Annotated in this window: 18 protein-coding genes and 3 pseudogenes; 12 read left to right on the plus strand and 9 right to left on the minus strand. The window is 67.4% G+C overall.

What is annotated here, in order from left to right; genetic code table 11:
• The first annotated feature begins 56 nt into the window (after nt 1-56).
• The 5 genes from ALI144C_RS30625 to ALI144C_RS30645 all read left to right on the plus strand — a co-directional run bounded on the left by ALI144C_RS30625 (nt 57) and on the right by ALI144C_RS30645 (nt 3,808).
• A complete protein-coding gene (locus ALI144C_RS30625; RefSeq protein WP_076990666.1) occupies nt 57-674 on the plus strand; it encodes a TetR/AcrR family transcriptional regulator in 618 nt (205 codons plus the stop codon).
• Nucleotides 674-1,486: a LysR family transcriptional regulator gene (locus ALI144C_RS30630; RefSeq protein ID WP_076990667.1), complete on the plus strand. Its 813-nt coding sequence runs from the start codon at nt 674-676 to the stop codon at nt 1,484-1,486. Before ALI144C_RS30625 ends, ALI144C_RS30630 begins: the two co-directional genes overlap by 1 nt.
• Nucleotides 1,483-2,376: a serine hydrolase gene (locus ALI144C_RS30635; RefSeq protein WP_076990668.1), complete on the plus strand. Its 894-nt coding sequence runs from the start codon at nt 1,483-1,485 to the stop codon at nt 2,374-2,376. The genes ALI144C_RS30630 and ALI144C_RS30635 overlap by 4 nt, the downstream gene beginning before the upstream one ends.
• Before the next feature lie 72 nt (nt 2,377-2,448).
• Nucleotides 2,449-3,348, plus strand: coding sequence for a class A beta-lactamase (gene bla, locus ALI144C_RS30640; RefSeq protein ID WP_076990669.1), 900 nt, complete (start codon nt 2,449-2,451; stop codon nt 3,346-3,348).
• Nucleotides 3,349-3,397: 49 nt separating this feature from the next.
• On the plus strand, nt 3,398-3,808 hold the full coding sequence (locus ALI144C_RS30645; RefSeq protein ID WP_076990670.1) for a MerR family transcriptional regulator: 411 nt from the start codon (nt 3,398-3,400) through the stop codon (nt 3,806-3,808).
• A gap of 22 nt (nt 3,809-3,830) precedes the next feature.
• Here ALI144C_RS30645 and ALI144C_RS57815 read toward each other — a convergent pair.
• The 3 genes and pseudogenes from ALI144C_RS57815 to ALI144C_RS57825 form a co-directional block, all read right to left on the minus strand.
• A pseudogene (locus ALI144C_RS57815) lies at nt 3,831-4,070 on the minus strand (ANTAR domain-containing protein); the annotation flags it as partial.
• 44 nt (nt 4,071-4,114) lie between these two features.
• Nucleotides 4,115-4,252 (minus strand): annotated as a pseudogene (locus tag ALI144C_RS59175) (transcriptional regulator); the annotation flags it as partial.
• 162 nt (nt 4,253-4,414) lie between these two features.
• Nucleotides 4,415-4,771 carry an alpha/beta fold hydrolase gene (locus ALI144C_RS57825; RefSeq protein ID WP_076990672.1) on the minus strand — a complete coding sequence of 119 codons (357 nt, stop codon included), beginning with the start codon at nt 4,769-4,771 and terminating at the stop codon, nt 4,415-4,417.
• Nucleotides 4,772-6,130: 1,359 nt separating this feature from the next.
• Here ALI144C_RS57825 and ALI144C_RS56865 point away from each other — a divergent pair.
• From ALI144C_RS56865 to ALI144C_RS30665, 3 genes are all read left to right on the plus strand, one after another.
• Nucleotides 6,131-6,304, plus strand: coding sequence for an RGCVC family protein (locus ALI144C_RS56865; protein ID WP_202819108.1), 174 nt, complete (start codon nt 6,131-6,133; stop codon nt 6,302-6,304).
• Nucleotides 6,301-6,459, plus strand: coding sequence for a DUF6307 family protein (locus ALI144C_RS55805; RefSeq protein ID WP_168211382.1), 159 nt, complete (start codon nt 6,301-6,303; stop codon nt 6,457-6,459). Before ALI144C_RS56865 ends, ALI144C_RS55805 begins: the two co-directional genes overlap by 4 nt.
• A 195-nt stretch (nt 6,460-6,654) precedes the next feature.
• The gene (locus tag ALI144C_RS30665) at nt 6,655-7,782 is read left to right on the plus strand and encodes a hypothetical protein (protein ID WP_076990673.1); all 1,128 of its coding nucleotides are present in this window, start codon (nt 6,655-6,657) and stop codon (nt 7,780-7,782) included.
• A 77-nt stretch (nt 7,783-7,859) separates the two neighbouring features.
• Here the strand turns inward: ALI144C_RS30665 and ALI144C_RS30670 are convergent, their stop codons facing one another.
• Together ALI144C_RS30670 and ALI144C_RS58715 are read right to left on the minus strand one after the other, a co-directional pair.
• Nucleotides 7,860-8,048, minus strand: coding sequence for a cold-shock protein (locus ALI144C_RS30670; protein WP_076990674.1), 189 nt, complete (start codon nt 8,046-8,048; stop codon nt 7,860-7,862).
• 89 nt (nt 8,049-8,137) lie between these two features.
• Entirely contained in the window at nt 8,138-9,265 is a 1,128-nt protein-coding gene (locus ALI144C_RS58715) for a DUF5994 family protein (protein WP_330359623.1), read from the minus strand.
• Between the two features lie 713 nt (nt 9,266-9,978).
• Between ALI144C_RS58715 and ALI144C_RS30680 the strand changes: the two genes are divergently transcribed.
• Nucleotides 9,979-10,230, plus strand: a complete 252-nt coding sequence (locus tag ALI144C_RS30680) for a hypothetical protein (protein ID WP_076990676.1) — start codon at nt 9,979-9,981, stop codon at nt 10,228-10,230.
• Between the two features lie 607 nt (nt 10,231-10,837).
• On the opposite strand, the gene ALI144C_RS30685 is transcribed toward ALI144C_RS30680, so the two are convergent.
• On the minus strand, nt 10,838-11,698 hold the full coding sequence (locus ALI144C_RS30685; RefSeq protein WP_076990677.1) for a glycosyltransferase: 861 nt from the start codon (nt 11,696-11,698) through the stop codon (nt 10,838-10,840).
• A gap of 182 nt (nt 11,699-11,880) precedes the next feature.
• On the opposite strand from ALI144C_RS30685, the gene ALI144C_RS30690 reads away from it, so the two are divergent.
• Both ALI144C_RS30690 and ALI144C_RS57840 read left to right on the plus strand, forming a co-directional pair.
• Complete coding sequence (locus ALI144C_RS30690) at nt 11,881-12,192, plus strand: DUF5994 family protein (protein WP_076990678.1); 312 nt, start codon at nt 11,881-11,883, stop codon at nt 12,190-12,192.
• Nucleotides 12,193-12,362: 170 nt separating this feature from the next.
• A pseudogene (locus ALI144C_RS57840) lies at nt 12,363-12,698 on the plus strand (SRPBCC family protein); the annotation flags it as partial.
• A gap of 557 nt (nt 12,699-13,255) precedes the next feature.
• On the opposite strand, the gene ALI144C_RS30700 reads toward ALI144C_RS57840, so the two are convergent.
• From ALI144C_RS30700 to ALI144C_RS30710, 3 genes are all read right to left on the minus strand, one after another.
• A complete protein-coding gene (locus ALI144C_RS30700) occupies nt 13,256-13,675 on the minus strand; it encodes a DUF5994 family protein (protein WP_076990680.1) in 420 nt (139 codons plus the stop codon).
• A gap of 1,091 nt (nt 13,676-14,766) precedes the next feature.
• Nucleotides 14,767-15,186 carry a DUF6292 family protein gene (locus ALI144C_RS30705; RefSeq protein ID WP_076990681.1) on the minus strand — a complete coding sequence of 140 codons (420 nt, stop codon included), beginning with the start codon at nt 15,184-15,186 and terminating at the stop codon, nt 14,767-14,769.
• 155 nt (nt 15,187-15,341) lie between these two features.
• Nucleotides 15,342-16,265, minus strand: a complete 924-nt coding sequence (locus ALI144C_RS30710) for an SMP-30/gluconolactonase/LRE family protein (RefSeq protein WP_076990682.1) — start codon at nt 16,263-16,265, stop codon at nt 15,342-15,344.
• 93 nt (nt 16,266-16,358) lie between these two features.
• On the opposite strand from ALI144C_RS30710, the gene ALI144C_RS30715 reads away from it, so the two are divergent.
• On the plus strand, nt 16,359-17,249 hold the full coding sequence (locus ALI144C_RS30715; protein ID WP_076990683.1) for a LysR family transcriptional regulator: 891 nt from the start codon (nt 16,359-16,361) through the stop codon (nt 17,247-17,249).

Raw genomic sequence — 17,249 nt, forward strand, 5'->3', positions numbered from 1 at the left:
GTTTCAACCACCTGTCAAACGGTGTCAACCAAATAGTTGACTGATACCATCCGGCCATGCGCGAACCAGGCAAGCCACGGCGCTCACCTGCACCGGAGGAGCGTCAGGCGGACGCCGACCGGACCAGACGGGTGCTGCTCGCGGCGGCGTACGAGGAGTTCGCCGAGAAGGGTTACGCGGGCGCCCGCGTGCACGAGATCGCCGCGCGCGCCAACGTGAACAAGCAGTTGATCAACTACTACTTCGGCGGCAAGGAAGGCCTCTACCGCACGCTGCAGAGCCAGTGGCTCAAGCACGAGGCGACGTTCCACGACCCGGGGCGCTCCGCGGCCGACGTCGCCGAGTCGTACCTGCACGACGGGCTGGACGACCCGCGCGGCACCCGGCTGATGGTCTGGCGCGGCCTGAGCTACGCCGAAGGTCAGGAAACCCCGGACGAGGAACCGGTGCAGGACCTCAGCGGCATCGTCGCGCGCCAGCAGACCGGCGAACTGGACTCCGGCCTGGACCCGGCCTGTCTGCTGATCGGCATGATGGCGATGACCACCGCACCACACGTGATGCCGGACATGGTCAAGAAGGCCTTCGGAGTCGAGGCGTCGGATCCCGAGTTCCGCGAGCGCTACACCGCCTTCGTCCGTGACATGGTCAGCCGGCTGGGACCACGCCCGTAATGGACCTGTTGCGCCACCTGGGTTTCTTCGTCACGGTCGCGGAGGAAGGGCATTTCGGCAAGGCAGCCGAACGGCTCGGCATGACCCAGCCGCCGGTGTCCCAAGGCGTGCAACGGTTGGAGCGCCGGCTCGGCGTGCGACTGTTCAGCCGCGGCTCGCGGGGCGTCGGGCTGACACCGGCGGGAACCGAGCTCCTGCCGCAGGCGTACGCCCTGCTCGGCGCCGCCGAACGGTTCGTCGCCGAGGCAGGCAGGCTCCGCGACCGCGCCATCCGGGTGGGCGTGATCCCGCAGCTGAGCTCGTGGCACGTCGCCGCCATCGCGGCCAGCGCGAGGGTCACCGTCACCACAGCGTCCTCTGTGGAGCTCGTGGACGCCGTGATGTCCGGCGAACTCGACTGCGCCGCCGTGCACCACCCCGCGTTGGTGACCTCGCTGGAGTGCGGGCCGGTCGTCAAGATCCCCAGTTGGGCCCTTGTCCCGCACGGGCACAAGGCTTCCGGGATCAAGGACCTGCACTGCCTGCCCTTCGCGACCGCGCCCCGCAGCCACGGCACGGCCGCCTTCGACCTGTTCGCCGACCGGCTGCGGGCCGCCGGGCTCGACCCCGCTTTCGTCCCGGCCGTGGACGACCGGGAGATCGTCGCCGCGGTCGCCGCCCGACGCGCGTTCGGCATGACCTGCGACCCGCACCTGCGTGCGCCCGGCGTGGACCGGGTCGCGGTCGACGAGGAGTTCTCGCTGCGTGTCCGGCTCGTCTGGCGGTCGCTCGGCGACGATGTCCGAGAGGCGCTGATGGGGGCGCTCACGTGATCGAGCAACGAATCCGCGACGTGTTCGTCGACGCGGGCACGGCGGGCTGGCTGCACGCGATGCCGTTGCACAGGACCCCACCGGGCCGAGAAGTGGATGTCGACGCGGACGAACCCGTCGTGATGGCGTCGGTGTACAAGCTGGTGCTGCTTGTCGCGCTGTGCCGCCGGTTCGAGGACGGCCTGCTCGATCCACAGTCGACAGTCCGGGTCAACCCGGCGTCGTGCACGCCCGGCCCGACCGGGATATCGACGTTCCTCGACCCGATCACCATGTCGTGGCGTGACCTGGCCGCGTCGATGATGACCGTGTCGGACAACGCGGCCGCCGACGTCATCCTCGGCGAGGTCGGGCTGGACGCGGTCCAGCGGCTGCTCGTCGAGGAGGACCTGACCGGTACCAGGATCATCGGCGGCACCGCGGACGTCGCGGCGACGCTGATGCGCGAGACAGGGACGTCGACCACCGCGCAGGCGTTCGCGCTGATCAGCGACAACGACGAGGTTCGCACAGTGAGCGCGTACAACCCGGTGTACACAAGCGCGACAACGCCACGAGACATGACACGACTGTTGTCGCTGATCTGGTCCGACGCGGTGGTGTCCGCCGAGCAGTGCGCGTTCATCCGGCGGTTGATGGGTATGCAGGTGTGGTCGCACCGGATCCGGGCCGGGTTCCCGTTCGGCGATGTCCGGGTGTCCGGCAAGACCGGCACCATCGGCGCGGTCCGCAACGAGATCGCGGTCGTCGAGTACGCGGGTGAACTGCCCATCGCCGTCGCCGTCTTCACGTTCGCCGCCCGTGCGGACCTCGCGCTGCCCGCGGTGGACGCGGCGATCGCCGAGGCGGCCCGGCTCGCCGTGACCGACCTCCGTTCAGGCCGTCTGTGATAGTGATTTACTATCGACTACACCACCAATTCGTATTGGCGCTATCGCCGTGACAGTGATTCGGTAGGGACCATGCAGATCAACCGCCGGACCCTGCTCACCGCGCTCGCCACCGTCCCGCTGGCCGGATGCGGGAGCAACTCAGCCCAGACCCAGCCGGGGGCGACGCCGACATCCGGCGTTCCCGCCTACACGACCGACTTCGCGGCGCTGGAGAAGCGGTTCGACGCCAGGCTCGGCCTGTTCGCGGTGGACGTGACCACCCGCAGGACGGTGGGGCACCGCGAGGAGGAGCGCTTCGCGATCTGCTCGGTCTTCAAGGGATACGCGGCCGGGGCGCTGCTCAAGGCCAACCCGCTGAGCTCGGGCTTCTTCAAGAAGACGATCAAGTTCGCGGCGTCGGACCTGGTCGACGGTTCGCCGGTGACCAGCACCCGCGTGCAGTCGGGGATGACTGTGGCGGAGCTGTGCCACGCCGCGATCACCCGCAGCGACAACACCGCGGGCAACCAGATGCTCAAACTCCTTGGCGGGCCGACGAAGCTGACCGAGTTCGCCCGGTCGATCGGCGACCCGATGACCCGCCTGGACCGCTGGGAGACCGCGCTGAACGTGGTTCCACGCGGCACGGAGCAGGACACCACGACCCCGTCGGCGATCGCCAAGGCCTACCAGATGCTGGTGGTGGGCGACACGCTCGGCGCGCCAGAACGCCAGCAACTCAAGGACTGGCTCGTGGCCAACACCACCGGCGGCGAACGAATCCGCGCGGGACTGCCACCCACCTGGGTCACCGGCGACAAGACCGGCACAGGCAGCTTCGCGGCGGCCAACGACGTCGCGGTCACCTGGCCGTCGCCGGACAAGCCGATCGTGATCGCGGTCCTCACCGACAAGGCAGCCGAGGACGCCAAATACGACAGCGCCCTGCTGGCCGAGGCGACCAAAGTCGCGATCAAGACACTCCAGTAGCCGCCCAGCGCGCTTGCCACCTCAAGCCGACTTGAGGTGAACTGATCCCATGTGGTCGATCGGGGAAACAGCGAGGAAGTTGGGCGTGGCGGTGTCGGCGCTGCGTTACTGGGACGAACGCGGCGTCGTAGCCCCAGCGGCCCGAAAGTCCGGAAACCGCTATTACGGCGAGGAGGAACTACACCGCCTCGCCGTAGCGAAAATGCTGCAAGACACAGGCTTGCTCAGCCTGGAAGAGATCACGACAATCGTCCGCGGCCCAGCGGACCGCGACAGCTGGCGCGCAGCGATCAACGCCCGCCTGACAGCAATCCACGCCCAGCAGGAACGCCTGGCCACAGCGGAAGCATTTCTGAACCACTTCCTCCGCTGCCCCAACGATGACCCAGCCGCCGGCTGCCCCCACCTCCGCAGGGACACCGCAGCGATGTTCACCAACGCCACCGTGGACAACGGATGACAGAGGCCCTCAGCTGGTACGGCTAGGCATCGTCGGGGTTGTGCGGTTCCGTGGCACCGCGGCGGTCCGGCGCGGGAGTCCGTGTCGACAGCTCATCGAAGTCCGCCGTTCCAGCGATCACGGCGCGGGACAGGTCGGTCATGCGCTGCTGGTGGGCACGGGCGTGGGCGCGTAGCAGGCTGAACGCCTCATCCGGTGAGATCCCGCCGCGTTCGGCGAGAACGCCCTTGGCCTGTTCGATGACGACTCTGGTGTCCAGTGCACTTTGCCACTGCCCGGAGACGCGTTCAGCAGGGTCAGCACACCAATGACCTGGTCACGCAGCCGCATCGGCACCGCGTGGACGGCACGGAAGCCACATTCGTGGGCCGCGGCGGCGAACCGCGGCCACTGTTGCCCCTGGGCCGGGATGTCGGGACAGCTGACTGCCGTGGATATGGGCATGCACGTAGGCACCGACCTCACGGGGCGCGATCACGTCGTGCGCGCACTCGACGACCAAGGTCGGCAGGTTCACCCCGGTCAGGTCGGCGCGGTTGTCGGGCAGGAACGTGGTGCGCGCGAACACCGCGGCGATCGCCGGATCGGCGCGGCAGAAGCTGTCGGTCAGTTCCCGGCCGGTCGGGACAACGATTGGCGGCCAGCACAGCACCCGATCATCGCGCTGACCGAGTGCCCCACGAACACCACCTCGTGCAGGTCCAGGCCCGTACAGAGGTCCAGCACATCCTCGGCGTGGCCGTGCAGGCTGGCGTAACGCCCGGGATCCCAGGCCGACGGGTCGGAACGGCCCGCGCCCACATGGTCGAACAGCACGACCCGGTGGTCACGGGCGAGCACCGGGGCCACCAGCCGCCAGAAGTTCTGGTCGTAGCCGAAGCCGTGCGCCAGCACGACCACAGGTCCGGCCGGGTCGCCGATGATCGACCACGTTGTCCTTGACTCGCACGTCCACGGGCCCATCCTCACACCCGCCCGCGATCACGACACTCAATCCGACCGCCGACCGCGACCGCCCACGCGAGCCGTCAGCGTGGTTCTTCGCAGGTTGGGCCGACATCATGCCGTGTGCCCCGTGGAGGTCACCCGAGCCCGCACCGCGATGTCCAAAAAGGACAGCATATCGTCTTGGCCCGCGTCATCCGGGCTTTCGAGAAGCGTGGCCGGCCCACCGCCGGACGCATCAGCCGTAAGACGAAGTGAACGTGCGGTGTGACAGGTGAGACCGGCGTCGCCTCTATCGGGATCGATTCGCCCCGACCGTCTCGCGCGACTCAGTTGAGCCTGAACCCGTTTCCTCGCCTTCGTTTCCCGCGAACGCCGGTTCCGGCGGCGGAGGGGTGCGACGAAGGCTGGACACGGCGGCTACCGCGCCGACCACGACGCCCACCACGAATATCGCGAGGGTCGTGAGCCGGTGGCGTCGCGGTCGACGCCCGAGCAAAGCATCGCCCGCCAGGTGCATCCGTCCAGCCGCCGTACGCGTCCGTTCGGACGTCCACCTACGCGCGCTTTGCATCATTTCTTGCTCCCTATTTCGCCATAAGTCCTAATAGGTCAGCGCTGGGACGGCCTGGCCGGGTGTCGCCCTGGTTGAGCCCGCCCGCTCCGGGGGTCACCGGCTACACACAGGCTCAACCAACAGACAGGGGCGCGGCCGCGCCGAATGGCTCGAAACGCCCCGCATGAGCGCCTCGACACTCCACAGCCAAGGCTGCTCGATCGATACGACAGCAATTCGGGGCGGTGTAACCACACTTCGAGCCAACGCGAGCAGCGACTCCTGTCAGGGCCGGGGATCCGGCTGCTCGACTGTCGAGAGCACCGGATCCAACACCGGCGCCGAGATGTCTCGACCGTGCTGACTGTACTCCATATTCCCGGACCTCGCGTCGACACTCAACGAGGTCGGCGGCAGCCTCATCCGCCAACTCGACGAAACCAAGACGCGCACCGAACCGCGGAGCAACCGCGGATCGAGAGTCCATAAAGGATTGAAGGAGCACCGCGCCGGGCTCGACCCGCTGAAGCGGATGCGAGGCCAGCACCGAACTGCTTCCCGTCGACGGCTCCTCGATCTCGATCTCCCTCGGACCGCGGTTGCGGGGCACCCAGTCCGCCAGCGACGCCCTCCAGCCGGACGCCGTCGTGGCTCCGTTCGACGAAGTGGTTGACGAAAAGACCTGGCCACCGCGCCGCCCGCGACCTCGTCCGCGTATCATGGTGATACCGAGAGCATTTCGTGCGCAGGCAGTCGGGCTGGCGCCGTCCTCGGTGTATCCCCCATCTGGCCGCAAGACGGCCGGGACGGAGCACTGGCTCATGTCAGGCTCGACGAAACTCGAATTCACAGACCAGAGTGATCCACTCTGCGCCACGTGCCCACATCCCTGGCAGGCCCACGACCGGATCGCTGTCCGTTACTGCATTGCCACCACCCACGCATCCGAAACGCGCAGTCGCGGTTGCGTCTGTACCAACAAGGGGAGCCGATGAGCACTACCGCGAAGTACGTGTCCCGCTATGACGAACGCGTCAACCTGATCAAGGACACACTGCGCAAGCACTCGAAGCTCGACGAGAAGTCCTCGTTCGACCTCGCCGAGCGCATCCTGGACGTCCTCAACCACATCCCCGAACAAGTCCGCTGAGCGACCACACTCGCGGTGTCCTCGACAGACCGTGGTGCGACCCGGACACCTGTGTCCGGTCCGCCCACTTCCCCGTGCCCACCGTGGCCGGTCCCCCAACGCCGCAGGAGGTCTTCCATCACCGTTTCCGCCGTATCGCCGCCTGCTGTCGGTGCACCTCGTTCGCTCACCGACGTGTACGGGCCAGGAGTCGCCGTGTGCGCGCGACCCGAACTGGCCGCCACTGAACCGGTGCACAGGCATCGGCATACCCGCGACGTGGTGTCCGCGCGGCCGATCGCTGTCGCGGCCGATACGCCGGTGATCTGCAGCGCCGGTGGCACGGAACCGGATCTGCTGGCGCGTTTCCGGGACAGCGGTCTGCCGGTCGGCACCGACCTGCGTGACTTCCGCAACGAGGCGGATTTCGCCTACCGCGTGAAGGAAGCGGTCGCCGACGGCCTGGTGGTGTCGATGGAGTACCCACAGCCGACCACGCTGTGCCCGGACAAGAGTTCGCTCAAGAGCGCGCACCTCGTTGGTTACCTGAACAACAAGGCCAGCATCACCACGCTGGTAGACCCACGTTTCCAAGCCGAGCGCAGCATCGTCACGCGTGCGCAACTCCCGACAGCGGCACCGGAGGACCGATCCTGGGTGCTCAAGGCTGTCAGCGACGACGCGCATGGCGGCAGCCTCGACGTGTACCTGCACAAGGCGGACGAACACATCACCCTGCCCGCGTTCACCGACGTGCTCGACGAGTTCGTGGTCGAGGAGTACCTGCGGATCCTGACGAACTGGGGCCTGCAGTTCGGGGTGGGAACGGACGGGCGAGCCCGGCTGCTGGCCGTGACGGAACAACGCGTCGACACGACCGGGATCTACACCGGCGGCAGATTCGGTGCTGTCACCGAACCGCCTGCCGAACTGCTCGCCGAATGCCTGGCGACCGCTCAACGCGCTGCCGATCTCGGCTACCGCGGTCTGTGCGGTCTCGACTGCGCTTCGACCCAGGACGGCAGGCAGGTCGTGTTCGATCTGAACTTCCGGATCACCAGTGGCACGATTCCGTTGCTGGCACTGCGTTCCGCGCGGCCCGACATCCTCGACCAGCCCGCCGAGTCGGTGAAACTGACCGCTGCCGGGCCGCTGTCCGACCTGCTCGGCGAGGTCGGCCCGGCCGTCACCGCCGGTGGTCTGCTCGTCGTGGCCGGTCATGACACCGCGCGCACGGACAATCCAGTTCGACAGAGCGTCCTGCAACTGGTGGTGTTCGGAGACGATCCCGACGAGGTGACCGCTCGGCGGCGCGCACTGGAGAAGAAGACCAGCTGCCGCTGACTCGTGCCACAGCAGGGATCACCCGGAAAGCGCGACGCCGGTCGGACCGGATCCACCGGCCGACCGGCGCGCAGGGGTCAGACCACTCGAACGTTGACGGCCTGCGGCCCCTTGGGCCCCTGGTTGATGTCGAACTCCACCAGCTGGTCCTCCTGCAGGCCGCCGGTGACCTCGGACTGGTGCACGAAGACGTCCGGGCCGTCGCCGTTGGAGATGAAGCCGAAGCCCTTCTCCGAGTTGAACCACTTCACATTTCCCTGTGCCATCTTCGCTCCTGGAGGCTGGTACCACTGACTTGTTCTCGGTGAACGGTCATCTCTCCGGTTGGCCCGGACCGCACTTGTCGTGTCCCGGCTCACCTTCCGGCTTCACTGGACTTGCTGCGAGGTACGGGAACGGTCCCATCCGGAGCGGAGCCGTCGGTACTGCCCGCGAGCAGGATTTGTTCCGCTCCCCCGCGGAAACCGGGGCTTGCCGCGCTCGTCAGCGCCGCCTGTGCGGTGTTCTCACTGGCTTCGGGCGGGACAACCAGCAAGGTCTTGCGCTGCCAGCCGCGGCCCGACACGAACACCGTGCGCGGGTCGAGTGCACGGATGCCTTCGAGGCGAACCATTTCACCGTCGATGACCATGTCCCTGGGAGCGTCACCCCAGGTCTCCGTGTTGTACGCCACCCTGCTCACCGGCCCCACCCGATCAGTCACACCGGCGATCATCGCCGGGAACTCCGCCAACGGATCCATCGACCGAGGCCACCAACCGCCGTCGACCTCCCCTGTGGGGGACGACGATGGCTTCAGCGTCAGCCGCAACGGCACGCGTCGAACAGATAAAGACGCGAGCGGACGCCACTCCCATTGCGGATTCACATCGAGCTCCTGCGGGAATGGCGGGTGTTCGGCTTCGGGCGCGGCCCTGTCGAGGTCCGCGAGGCGCCGCCGGAACACCTGAAGAACCAGCCCGAAGTACTTGTCCGTCTCACCGACCCATTGCATGCCGTTGCGGCGTACCGACGTCGCGACGTGGGTGTTACCTGGGCGCACCACGGCGAAGATCTCGTCGATGTCCCGGCTCAACGCCCATTCGGCCAGACAGAAAGTGGCTTCGCTGGCATAGCCGTTGCCCCACATGTCCGGCCGCAAGTGCCAGCCGATCTCCATGTCCTCGTTGCCCGGCGGCAGCGGCAGCAGCAGGGCGCCGCCGATCACCCGCCGCTCGGCGGTGAGTTCGATCGCCCACCGGCCCGCGGGCGAGGGCATCCTGGCGTCCTCCGCCATCCATTGCTGCAGCAGAAGAAGCATGGCCGCGGCATCCGGAACCTGGTTCATCACCGGGCTGAGCCACCGAGCAACCGAGGGATTCCCGTAGATCTCCAGTGCGGCAGGCGCATCGTCCCCGCACCACGGCCGCAGTGTCAGGCGGGCGGAGGACAGAACGGTTGACGTGTCTAACAAATGGACTCCGATTCCCGGCCACGAAATCACTCACGGTTTCCCAGGACGAACCCGTGAACCGAACCTGTGGCACATTTTCCGGCTGAGTCCCGACTCGGTCGCACCGGGCTGTGCTCACCGGTCGAAGGTCGGGGATTGCTCCGCGTTCCGCGCGATCGCGGCGGCTCGGGTGAATCCGGTTCGCTCGCAGGTCCGTCGGATCCGCGCTCTGCTCCGCCGTTGTCGATCACGCGGCGGGTCAACTCGACCGACACATCACGCGATCAGGACCTACGCGCCATCGGCGTACCCGAGCGGGCACCTTCGTCGCCCACCTTCGCAGGTCGGCGAACCGAGACAGCTCAATGGCCACATTGGCCCTTGGGTTTGGCGATACGCGTGCGGTCCTGGCCTCGTGCCGGGCTCCCGTCCCCGACCGGGAACCGGTCGGTGTGAGCTTCGCCGAAAACGATGCGAGCTTGACCACTCACACACGAAGAGCTTCCGACACACCCCATAGTACACCCCACCGGCCAGGATCGGCGGCTCGCGGCCCTGCCACCACAGCACGCACTGATGAACGTTTGTCCACTGCGGAATCGGGTCCCGGCGAGGGTGCTGGCCCGCCGGACCGCTCGGAAGCCACCATTCGGGCCACTGGGGGCGCGTGTCCGGCCCGCTGCCCCTACTGTTGGCCCGACGAAGTTTGCTGATGCTGCTCCAGTCCCCGGTGGCGTCCCGGCAAGACGATCAGGGAGCAACACATGTCGACCACCGACGAGCCGACCGCCATCACTCTGGCCGACCTGCCAGTCCTCGCCTCGTTTCCCAGTTGGCGCGGATTCGCGTTGCACAGCCTTTTGATCGTCGCTGTGTACCGATGTGTCGTGTGCGGCAGGCCGCGTGACTCGACCATGGTCGCCACCCGTGGAAGCGGCGGGGAGTTGATCTGTCCCAAGTGCTTCTCGCACCTCGTGCGCACCGACAGCCGAGGCGTTCCGGCCCACCGCGGTTAGCCACTCCGGCCACCGCTACGGGAGGGCGAAGGCTTTCTCACCACGGCCGACCCGACTGCCCTGCCCGGCTGGGAGAGTTTCTTCGACCGGATCGAACTCCAGGCGATGACCGGGATCGTGCACACCGAAGTGGCCCGCACCGGAGGGCGCGCGGCACGCGCACGTCTCGATTCCGGCACTGACCGCGGTGTCACGATCTCCGCCGAGACAGTGAAACTGCGGAGATGCCCGCGCGGGGATGCTCGCCCTGGCGTTGACACTGCTCGGCTGTGCGCTGCTGGTGACCGGCTACCTGACCGCCGTGCTGGGTGGGCAGGTGAACCCGGTGACCGACCCGGTGAGCGATTACGCGTTCCACAGCGCGGGTGGCCCGATGTTCGTCGCGGCTGTGTTGCTCATGGTCCTCGCCGGGCTCGTCCTGCGAGCCGGGATGAAAGGTGCTCGTGCCGTGGCTGCCCAAGGGCCTACTCGAGCGTGTCGCACTGGGCGCGGAGTTGGCGCTGCTGATCGTGCTCGCCCTCGCTGTGCGCAAAGCGGCGCGATGACTCAGTCGCACAGGGGCGCGTGGTGCCGGGTTGCCAGGCGTTGGTACACCCCGAGCAGGTGGTCAACCGAAACGTCGACGGGGTGGCGCCGGGAGACCTCCGCGTGGACGGCGCGGGCGGCGGTCAGTTCGTCGGGGTGTTCGATCCAGTAGTCGATCCGGGCTACCAGCTCCCCCGGCGCCCCGGCGGTGAACCGGAACCGCTCCGATCGAGCCAACCGCGCGGTCCCGTCCGTCGCCGAGGACCACGAGTTGGATGCCCGGTTCGTGCCGCGACCGCCGTACTGCTTCGATCAGCACGTCGTGTCGCTTCTCCGGGGCCAGCCGACCGACCGACAGGATCACGAACCGGTCGTTCACGGGCCGCGCCCGCGGCTGGTACTCGGCGGGAATCCCGTTCGATACCACGGTGGACGGCGTACGCAGGCCATGCCTGCGCAACTCGGTCTCACCGAACCCACTCGGGCAGATCACGTGGTCACAGCGGTTGTAGACAACGCGAAGGAGCAACCGGCTGAGCAGATCCGCTGTCGTCTGACCTCGAACGCCGATGTTGCGCAGCACGTGCTCGGCTCGAACGTGGAACGTGGCCACTGTCGGCACACCGGCCAGCCTCGCCATGGTGATCCCACGCATCGCCAGCAGAAACGGCGTGTGCACGTGCACAACGTCGGCATCGGCGAGTGCTCTGGCCAGCAATGGGCGGTCAGGCCGCGCCAACGGGGTGCGCATCTTGGTGATGATCGACTGGGCGAGGGGCACCCGCAGCTCGGGCAGGACGACCTTGCCCGGCTCCGGCGACCCGGTGGAGACGACGGTCACCGTGTGCCCACGCTCGCGTAGCCGCTCGGTGAAGCGTCTGGTGGAAATCACCGCTCCGGTCGGTGCGTCGTCCCACGCGTCCAGCAGCATCGCGATGTGCATGGTCGCAGTGTCGCAGGAGGCGCTCCACCCCGCGCACCAAACGCGGTGAGCTGCGATCTGGCGTGTCTTGGTCGCACGAGGCATTTCGTGCGTTCGCAGCCGGGCTTGCGCCGCGCACCACCCGCTCCTGCCCCCGGCGGGCTGCCTGAACCAAGCGTTCGGCTGGAGACGGGAACACCGCGATGAGCTACGACCTCAACAGCGCACCCCGGACGACACTGCGTCCGTCCCGCGAACTACGGCTGCAGGTCAAATCGCGCGCCGCTGCTCGTGGCCACGTCGACGGAGCCTGGTGGCCGAGGTCCACCGACTCGGCTGCGGAATTCCCCGCGCTGATCATGGCATTGAGTTCATGGGGCGGACCGGCTCGCCACATGGCCTACCACCTCGAAGACTGGGGTCCGGCGGAGAACACGCTGATCGTGGAGAACTGGGCGGTGCACCTGGTCGGCTCCCACGCCACGGTCGAGGACATTCTCGCCAGCGGAGCATGACCTTTCCCAAGTTTGAGCGCGGGCGATCACGTGTATCTCCAAGATGTCACCCGAGTCCCCGGTGTCGATCGTCGCCTGTCAACCACAGCGGAGCACCACGGCCCCGTTGGTTCGTGCGCACCGACCGCCCACGAACCACGATTCAGGAGATACAGGGCATGAGCACCCTCACCCAGGTGGACAAGACCCACACCCACCGGGTTGTCGGTTCGGTCGGTGTGCAGGGAGTTCGACGCCACGATCACCGAACAGCATCCCGGCGAACGAATCGCCTGGCGATCCGACGGCGGACCGCAGCATGCCGGAGTCATCACGTTCCTCAGGATCAGCGACACGACAACGAGGGTGCCGCTCGAATGGACATCGACCCCGACGGTCTCGTCGAGAAGATCGCCGACAAGCTCGGCATCCTCGACAGACGGGTCAACGGCGAGATGGGCCGGTTCAAGGCGTTCATCGAGTCCCGTGACTGCACTGAGACCGGCGCTTGGCGCGGCGACGTCGACGCACTGACACGACCGGCTGAACCGGGGCACGCCGCGCCAAGGGCACACCAGTCTTGGAAGGACACCCATCACCACCTCGATCGCGTTTGACCCCGCTCGCACGCAGGGTCTGTTCAGCCATCCCTACACCTGCGAGTCGCACGAGCAGTGCGATCCGGTCGCCGAGGACCACCGCACCTCGCGTGCGAACCTGTTCCGCGACCCCTTCGACCGGGCCACCGACCATCGTGGCGCGCGCACGGCCGCGCACCACGAAACGGATGTCCCCCAACAGGAATCCCACTAGCCAGGAGCGCAATCCTGACCACCTTGGACAAGTCGCTGGGGGACGCCGCCGATCCGCCCCGCGGCAGTGACTTCGCCATGCTCTCCCGGCAGATCAACCAAGCTGGCCCATGATCGCCCGAAGACGACTGGGCGGGCGCGTGACGTGGACCAGACAGGGAGTCAGCCACGACTGCGCATCACGTTCTCGGAGAAAGTGTTGACACATCCACGCCCACGACACGACCGTCCACTTTCGGACTGTTAGCGATTCACAACGAGCGAAGCCGCCCTCAGCTGTAGGAGAACACGCCACAGGCGACGAGGATCTGACGAGACAGTCCGTTCTGCGTGCACGCCGCAGCCAAAGCACTGTGTCCCATGTGCTCGGCGGCATCCGGTGGAACGATCAGCAGGCACAGCATCGTGCCTGTGACGCCGGTCAATCTGAGGCAGTAGGAGTCCAGACCGGTGAATCCCTCGAGCCGGGCGGTGTAGCCGTCGACAGTCATGTGCCTGCCCAGCAGACCCCAGACATCGGGGTTGTAGCCGATCCTCCTGACCAACCCCAACTGCGGGGTGAGCGCACGGACCAGGTTCGGCAACTCGGCCGCCAACTGCGGTGAACGGGGCCACCAACCACCGTCGAACCGGCTCGGCAGGGCGCCGTCGGCCTTGGTGACCAGTCTCAGCGACCTCGGTTGACTGGGCATGTCCGGCTCCGGTCCGCAGCTCGCGAGGACACGGCCGCTGGTGAAGTGCTCCGAGGCGACATCTGCCTGCTGCGGACGTCCGAAAAATCCTCGGTGACAAGATTCTACGCCCCAGTCGGTCTGTTGCCGCCGTACAGCTCCGGGCACGCGGGAACAAACCTGGGGCAGTATTGTTGGTTCACGCGATCCGGCCTCCCCAGCCTGCAACCCGACACCACTGTCTGCCGGAAAGTCCCGACAGTGGTCATCGAGGACACTGGGCCAGGGGCCTCATCAGTCTTGGAAGGACAGCCATCACACTCTCGTCCGCGTCCGATCCCGTGCACGCGCAGGGTCTGTTCAGCCATCCGTACACCTACGAGTCGTACGAGCAGGGTGTTCCGGTCGGCTCAGACCACCGTGCCGCCCGCGCGAATCTGTTCCATGATCCATTCGACCGGGACACAGTTCACCACGGCGTAGCGACCGTTGCCGCCACACGCGGCCGTGCAAGCCGGAGCTCTCGTATCCGGGGGTCCGGCGGCCACGAGACCGATTCCTTCGAGGCCGGTTGAGCCCTGGTTGAGCCCGCACCACCGCGATGCGATCGGAGCGAGCTCAACCAACAGACAGGTACCGCGGCTGCGCTGATCCGCTCGACGTGCCCACCGGAGCGCATCGGCTTCACACCGATGCAGCTCGGGCCATGGCAGCCGGGTGGGTTGCTTGATTCACGCACGAGCCCGCGACATGCGGCGGTTCCTGTCCAGGGCCGGGGATCCGGCCATCGAAATACCGAGAGATCGCCGGATCCGACACCGGCGCCGAAATGTCCCGGCCGAGCCCACTCTACTCCACATCAGCACGGGAAAACCGGCCGCTTCGGTCCGCCGCTCCGAGCGGACTCCCACGTGTCCGCCCATGCTCGCCGTGAGGCCTGGCTCGGTCAGCGCGCCGCAGCGCATGACTCGTCGCGGCTGGATCTCTGTGCGGGACGAGCAGAGCACTTCCCCCGGCGAGTATGGCTGCACCGCGTGTGGAACTGTGTCGCGCCGCGATAGATTCGACCAGCGTAGGGCAATAAAGTGCCGCCGTGACACCGCGCTGAAGAGTCAGGTGATGTAGCACGCCAGTCCGCGAGCCAGGACCGTGCGGTTCGACGGGGCGGACGTCGGCAACGACGGTGCTCCAGCGCGAGAGTGGTCGATGGCGTCGACGACGAACCGCGCCACCGTTCCAGGTTTGGACAGTGGGTCGCCGTGCAGCCGTGCGATCGTGATCGGCGCCTCGCCCGGATCGGTCTCCACCGACACGGCCCAGCCGGTCCGTTCACTCCACACGAGCATCAGGTCACGCCCTGGCCTGGCGGGCCAGCGTCGGGCGAGGGCCAGGTAGGCGGTGGCGGTGTCACTGATCTCGAAGGTGGTGCCCTCATCCGGAACCCCCACCGCGTCGGCCACCGCGCGCAGGTACCCGGCCAGTCCCAAAGACATCTCCCAGTTGCGGTCCTCGGCTGGCCAGAGGTGCGTCATGGTGTCTTCCGCCTATCACCGCGGACCGAATCGTCCACGTCATCTTGTGGCGTGGACAACCGTCAACAGGTGTCTTGGCACTCATGGACGTATTCGTAGCAGTATCTGCTTCCCGCCATCAGGTAGCTGCACGACGGTCAGCCGGTCAGCAAGGCTCAGAACTTGTCGATCGCGACGGCGTCATAGGTGGTCGTTGGCGTGGGCGGCGTGCTGAATCGACCATTGACCAGGTAGAAACGGTTGCCCCAGGCAGCGACCGTGGCGGGCACGTCGAAGCGCGGGTCGGACAGTTGCCTCACCACACGCGCGGCGGACGCGTCCCGGGTCAGCCTGAGCTTGGTGAACAGGTTGACCCGGTTCTGCACCACATACAGGTCGCGGCCCTCGCGCAGCAGGCCGTCGTTCTGGGTCATCACCGCACCGCCGAGGTCGATCTCCTTGGTGGCGCCGTGGCGGTCGACGCGAAACAGCTTGCCGGTGGCGGTCTGGCCCACGATGAACCCACGCCCGTCCGGCGTGGTGACGATGCCGTTGGCGTTGGCCAGGTCCGGGATGTCCTCCATCTCACCGGTCAGCGGCACGCGGGTGACCTGCTCGGGCCGGGGCAGTTCACCGCCGCGCCCGAGCGGCAGCCGGTACAGGGTCGGTTCGTCGGAATCGGTGATCCAGACAGCGCCGCTGGTGATCACCAGGTCGTTGACGAACGATTCACCCTCGAACAGCTTGTAGCTGGCGATGGTGCGGCCGTTGCGGGCGTCGAGGACCCTCAGGTCCCCGCCCGTGCCACCAGCGACGAACAACCGGCGCCGCACCGAGTCGACCTTGATGCCCAGCGACGGCGTGCCCGGCCCGGTAGCCAGCGTGCGGCCCTGCCCCGTGGCCAGGTCGACCTGGTGGATCGAACCGTCGGCGCGGGACCCGAAGTAGGCCGTCGGCCAAGCCCCGATCGCGATTCCCTCCGGCATGAACCCGTCCGGCAGCGGGAACCGCGCCGGGAACGCGGTCGCCTCCGCCGTCCCCTGTGCGACTGCCGACACCCCGAGCGCCGCGGCCGCCGCCAGCACAACACGTCTACGCATGACCTCTCCCCAGTTCGACTGTGATCGGAAGTCTCCCCGGAGTGGTCACACGATCACCAATACCGCCTCGCTCTGACGACATATCCTGCTGGCATGTCGATGGATCTGCGGCTCATGCGCTACGTCGTGGCGGTCGCCGACGAGGGCGGCTTCCAGCGCGCCGCGGACTACCTGCACGTCGCGCAACCCGCGTTGAGCCGGCAGATCGGCGCCCTGGAACGCACTCTCGGCGTCTCGCTGTTCACCCGCCGTCCCACCGCGCTGACCGCCGCGGGCCGGGTGTTCGTCGAGTCGGCCCGGCGCATCCTGCTCGAGGCCGACCAGCTGGCCGACCTCACGCGATCAGCCGCCCGAGGCGAGTGCGGCACGGTCCGGCTAGGGCATGTGGTCAGCGCGTCCTTCGAGGCAGTGCCCCGGCTCGTGGACGCCGCGCGACGGCAGCACCCGTCGCTGCGAGTCGAGACAACCGAGGCGTGGTCGGCCGATCTGGTCGAAGGCATCGGCACACAACGGTTCGACGCCATCCTGTCGCGCAGCGTTCCGCACCGGCCGGAGTTCGATCGCGTGACGATGTGGCGGGACGAACTGGTCGTGGTGGTCAGCGACCGCCACCCGCTGTCCACTGTGGAACAGCTGATGCCCGCCGACCTGACAGGCAGCCGCCTGCTGCTCTCGCCACGCCACTTGCCGGAGTGGCGCGCCACCGTCCTGGCAGTCCTCGCGCCCGGCACCGTCGTGCAGAACACACGCACGCCAGGCTGGCGCCGCTTCGATGAGCTGACCGCCGAGACGTTCGCCGTCGTGACACGGACCGTCGGCGACAACCGCCCACCGGGCACCACCGCGGTGCGGTTCGCGAAACCACCATCCGTCAGCCTGGACCTGGTGTGGCACCGTGAATCCACGTCACCGGCCCGGCACCTGCTCGTCGACCTCGCCCGGGCGGAGCGGCACCGTCCACACCGGTCACACGACCACACCTAG

This window comes from Actinosynnema sp. ALI-1.44, assembly GCF_001984155.1.
Taxonomy (GTDB): domain Bacteria; phylum Actinomycetota; class Actinomycetes; order Mycobacteriales; family Pseudonocardiaceae; genus Kibdelosporangium.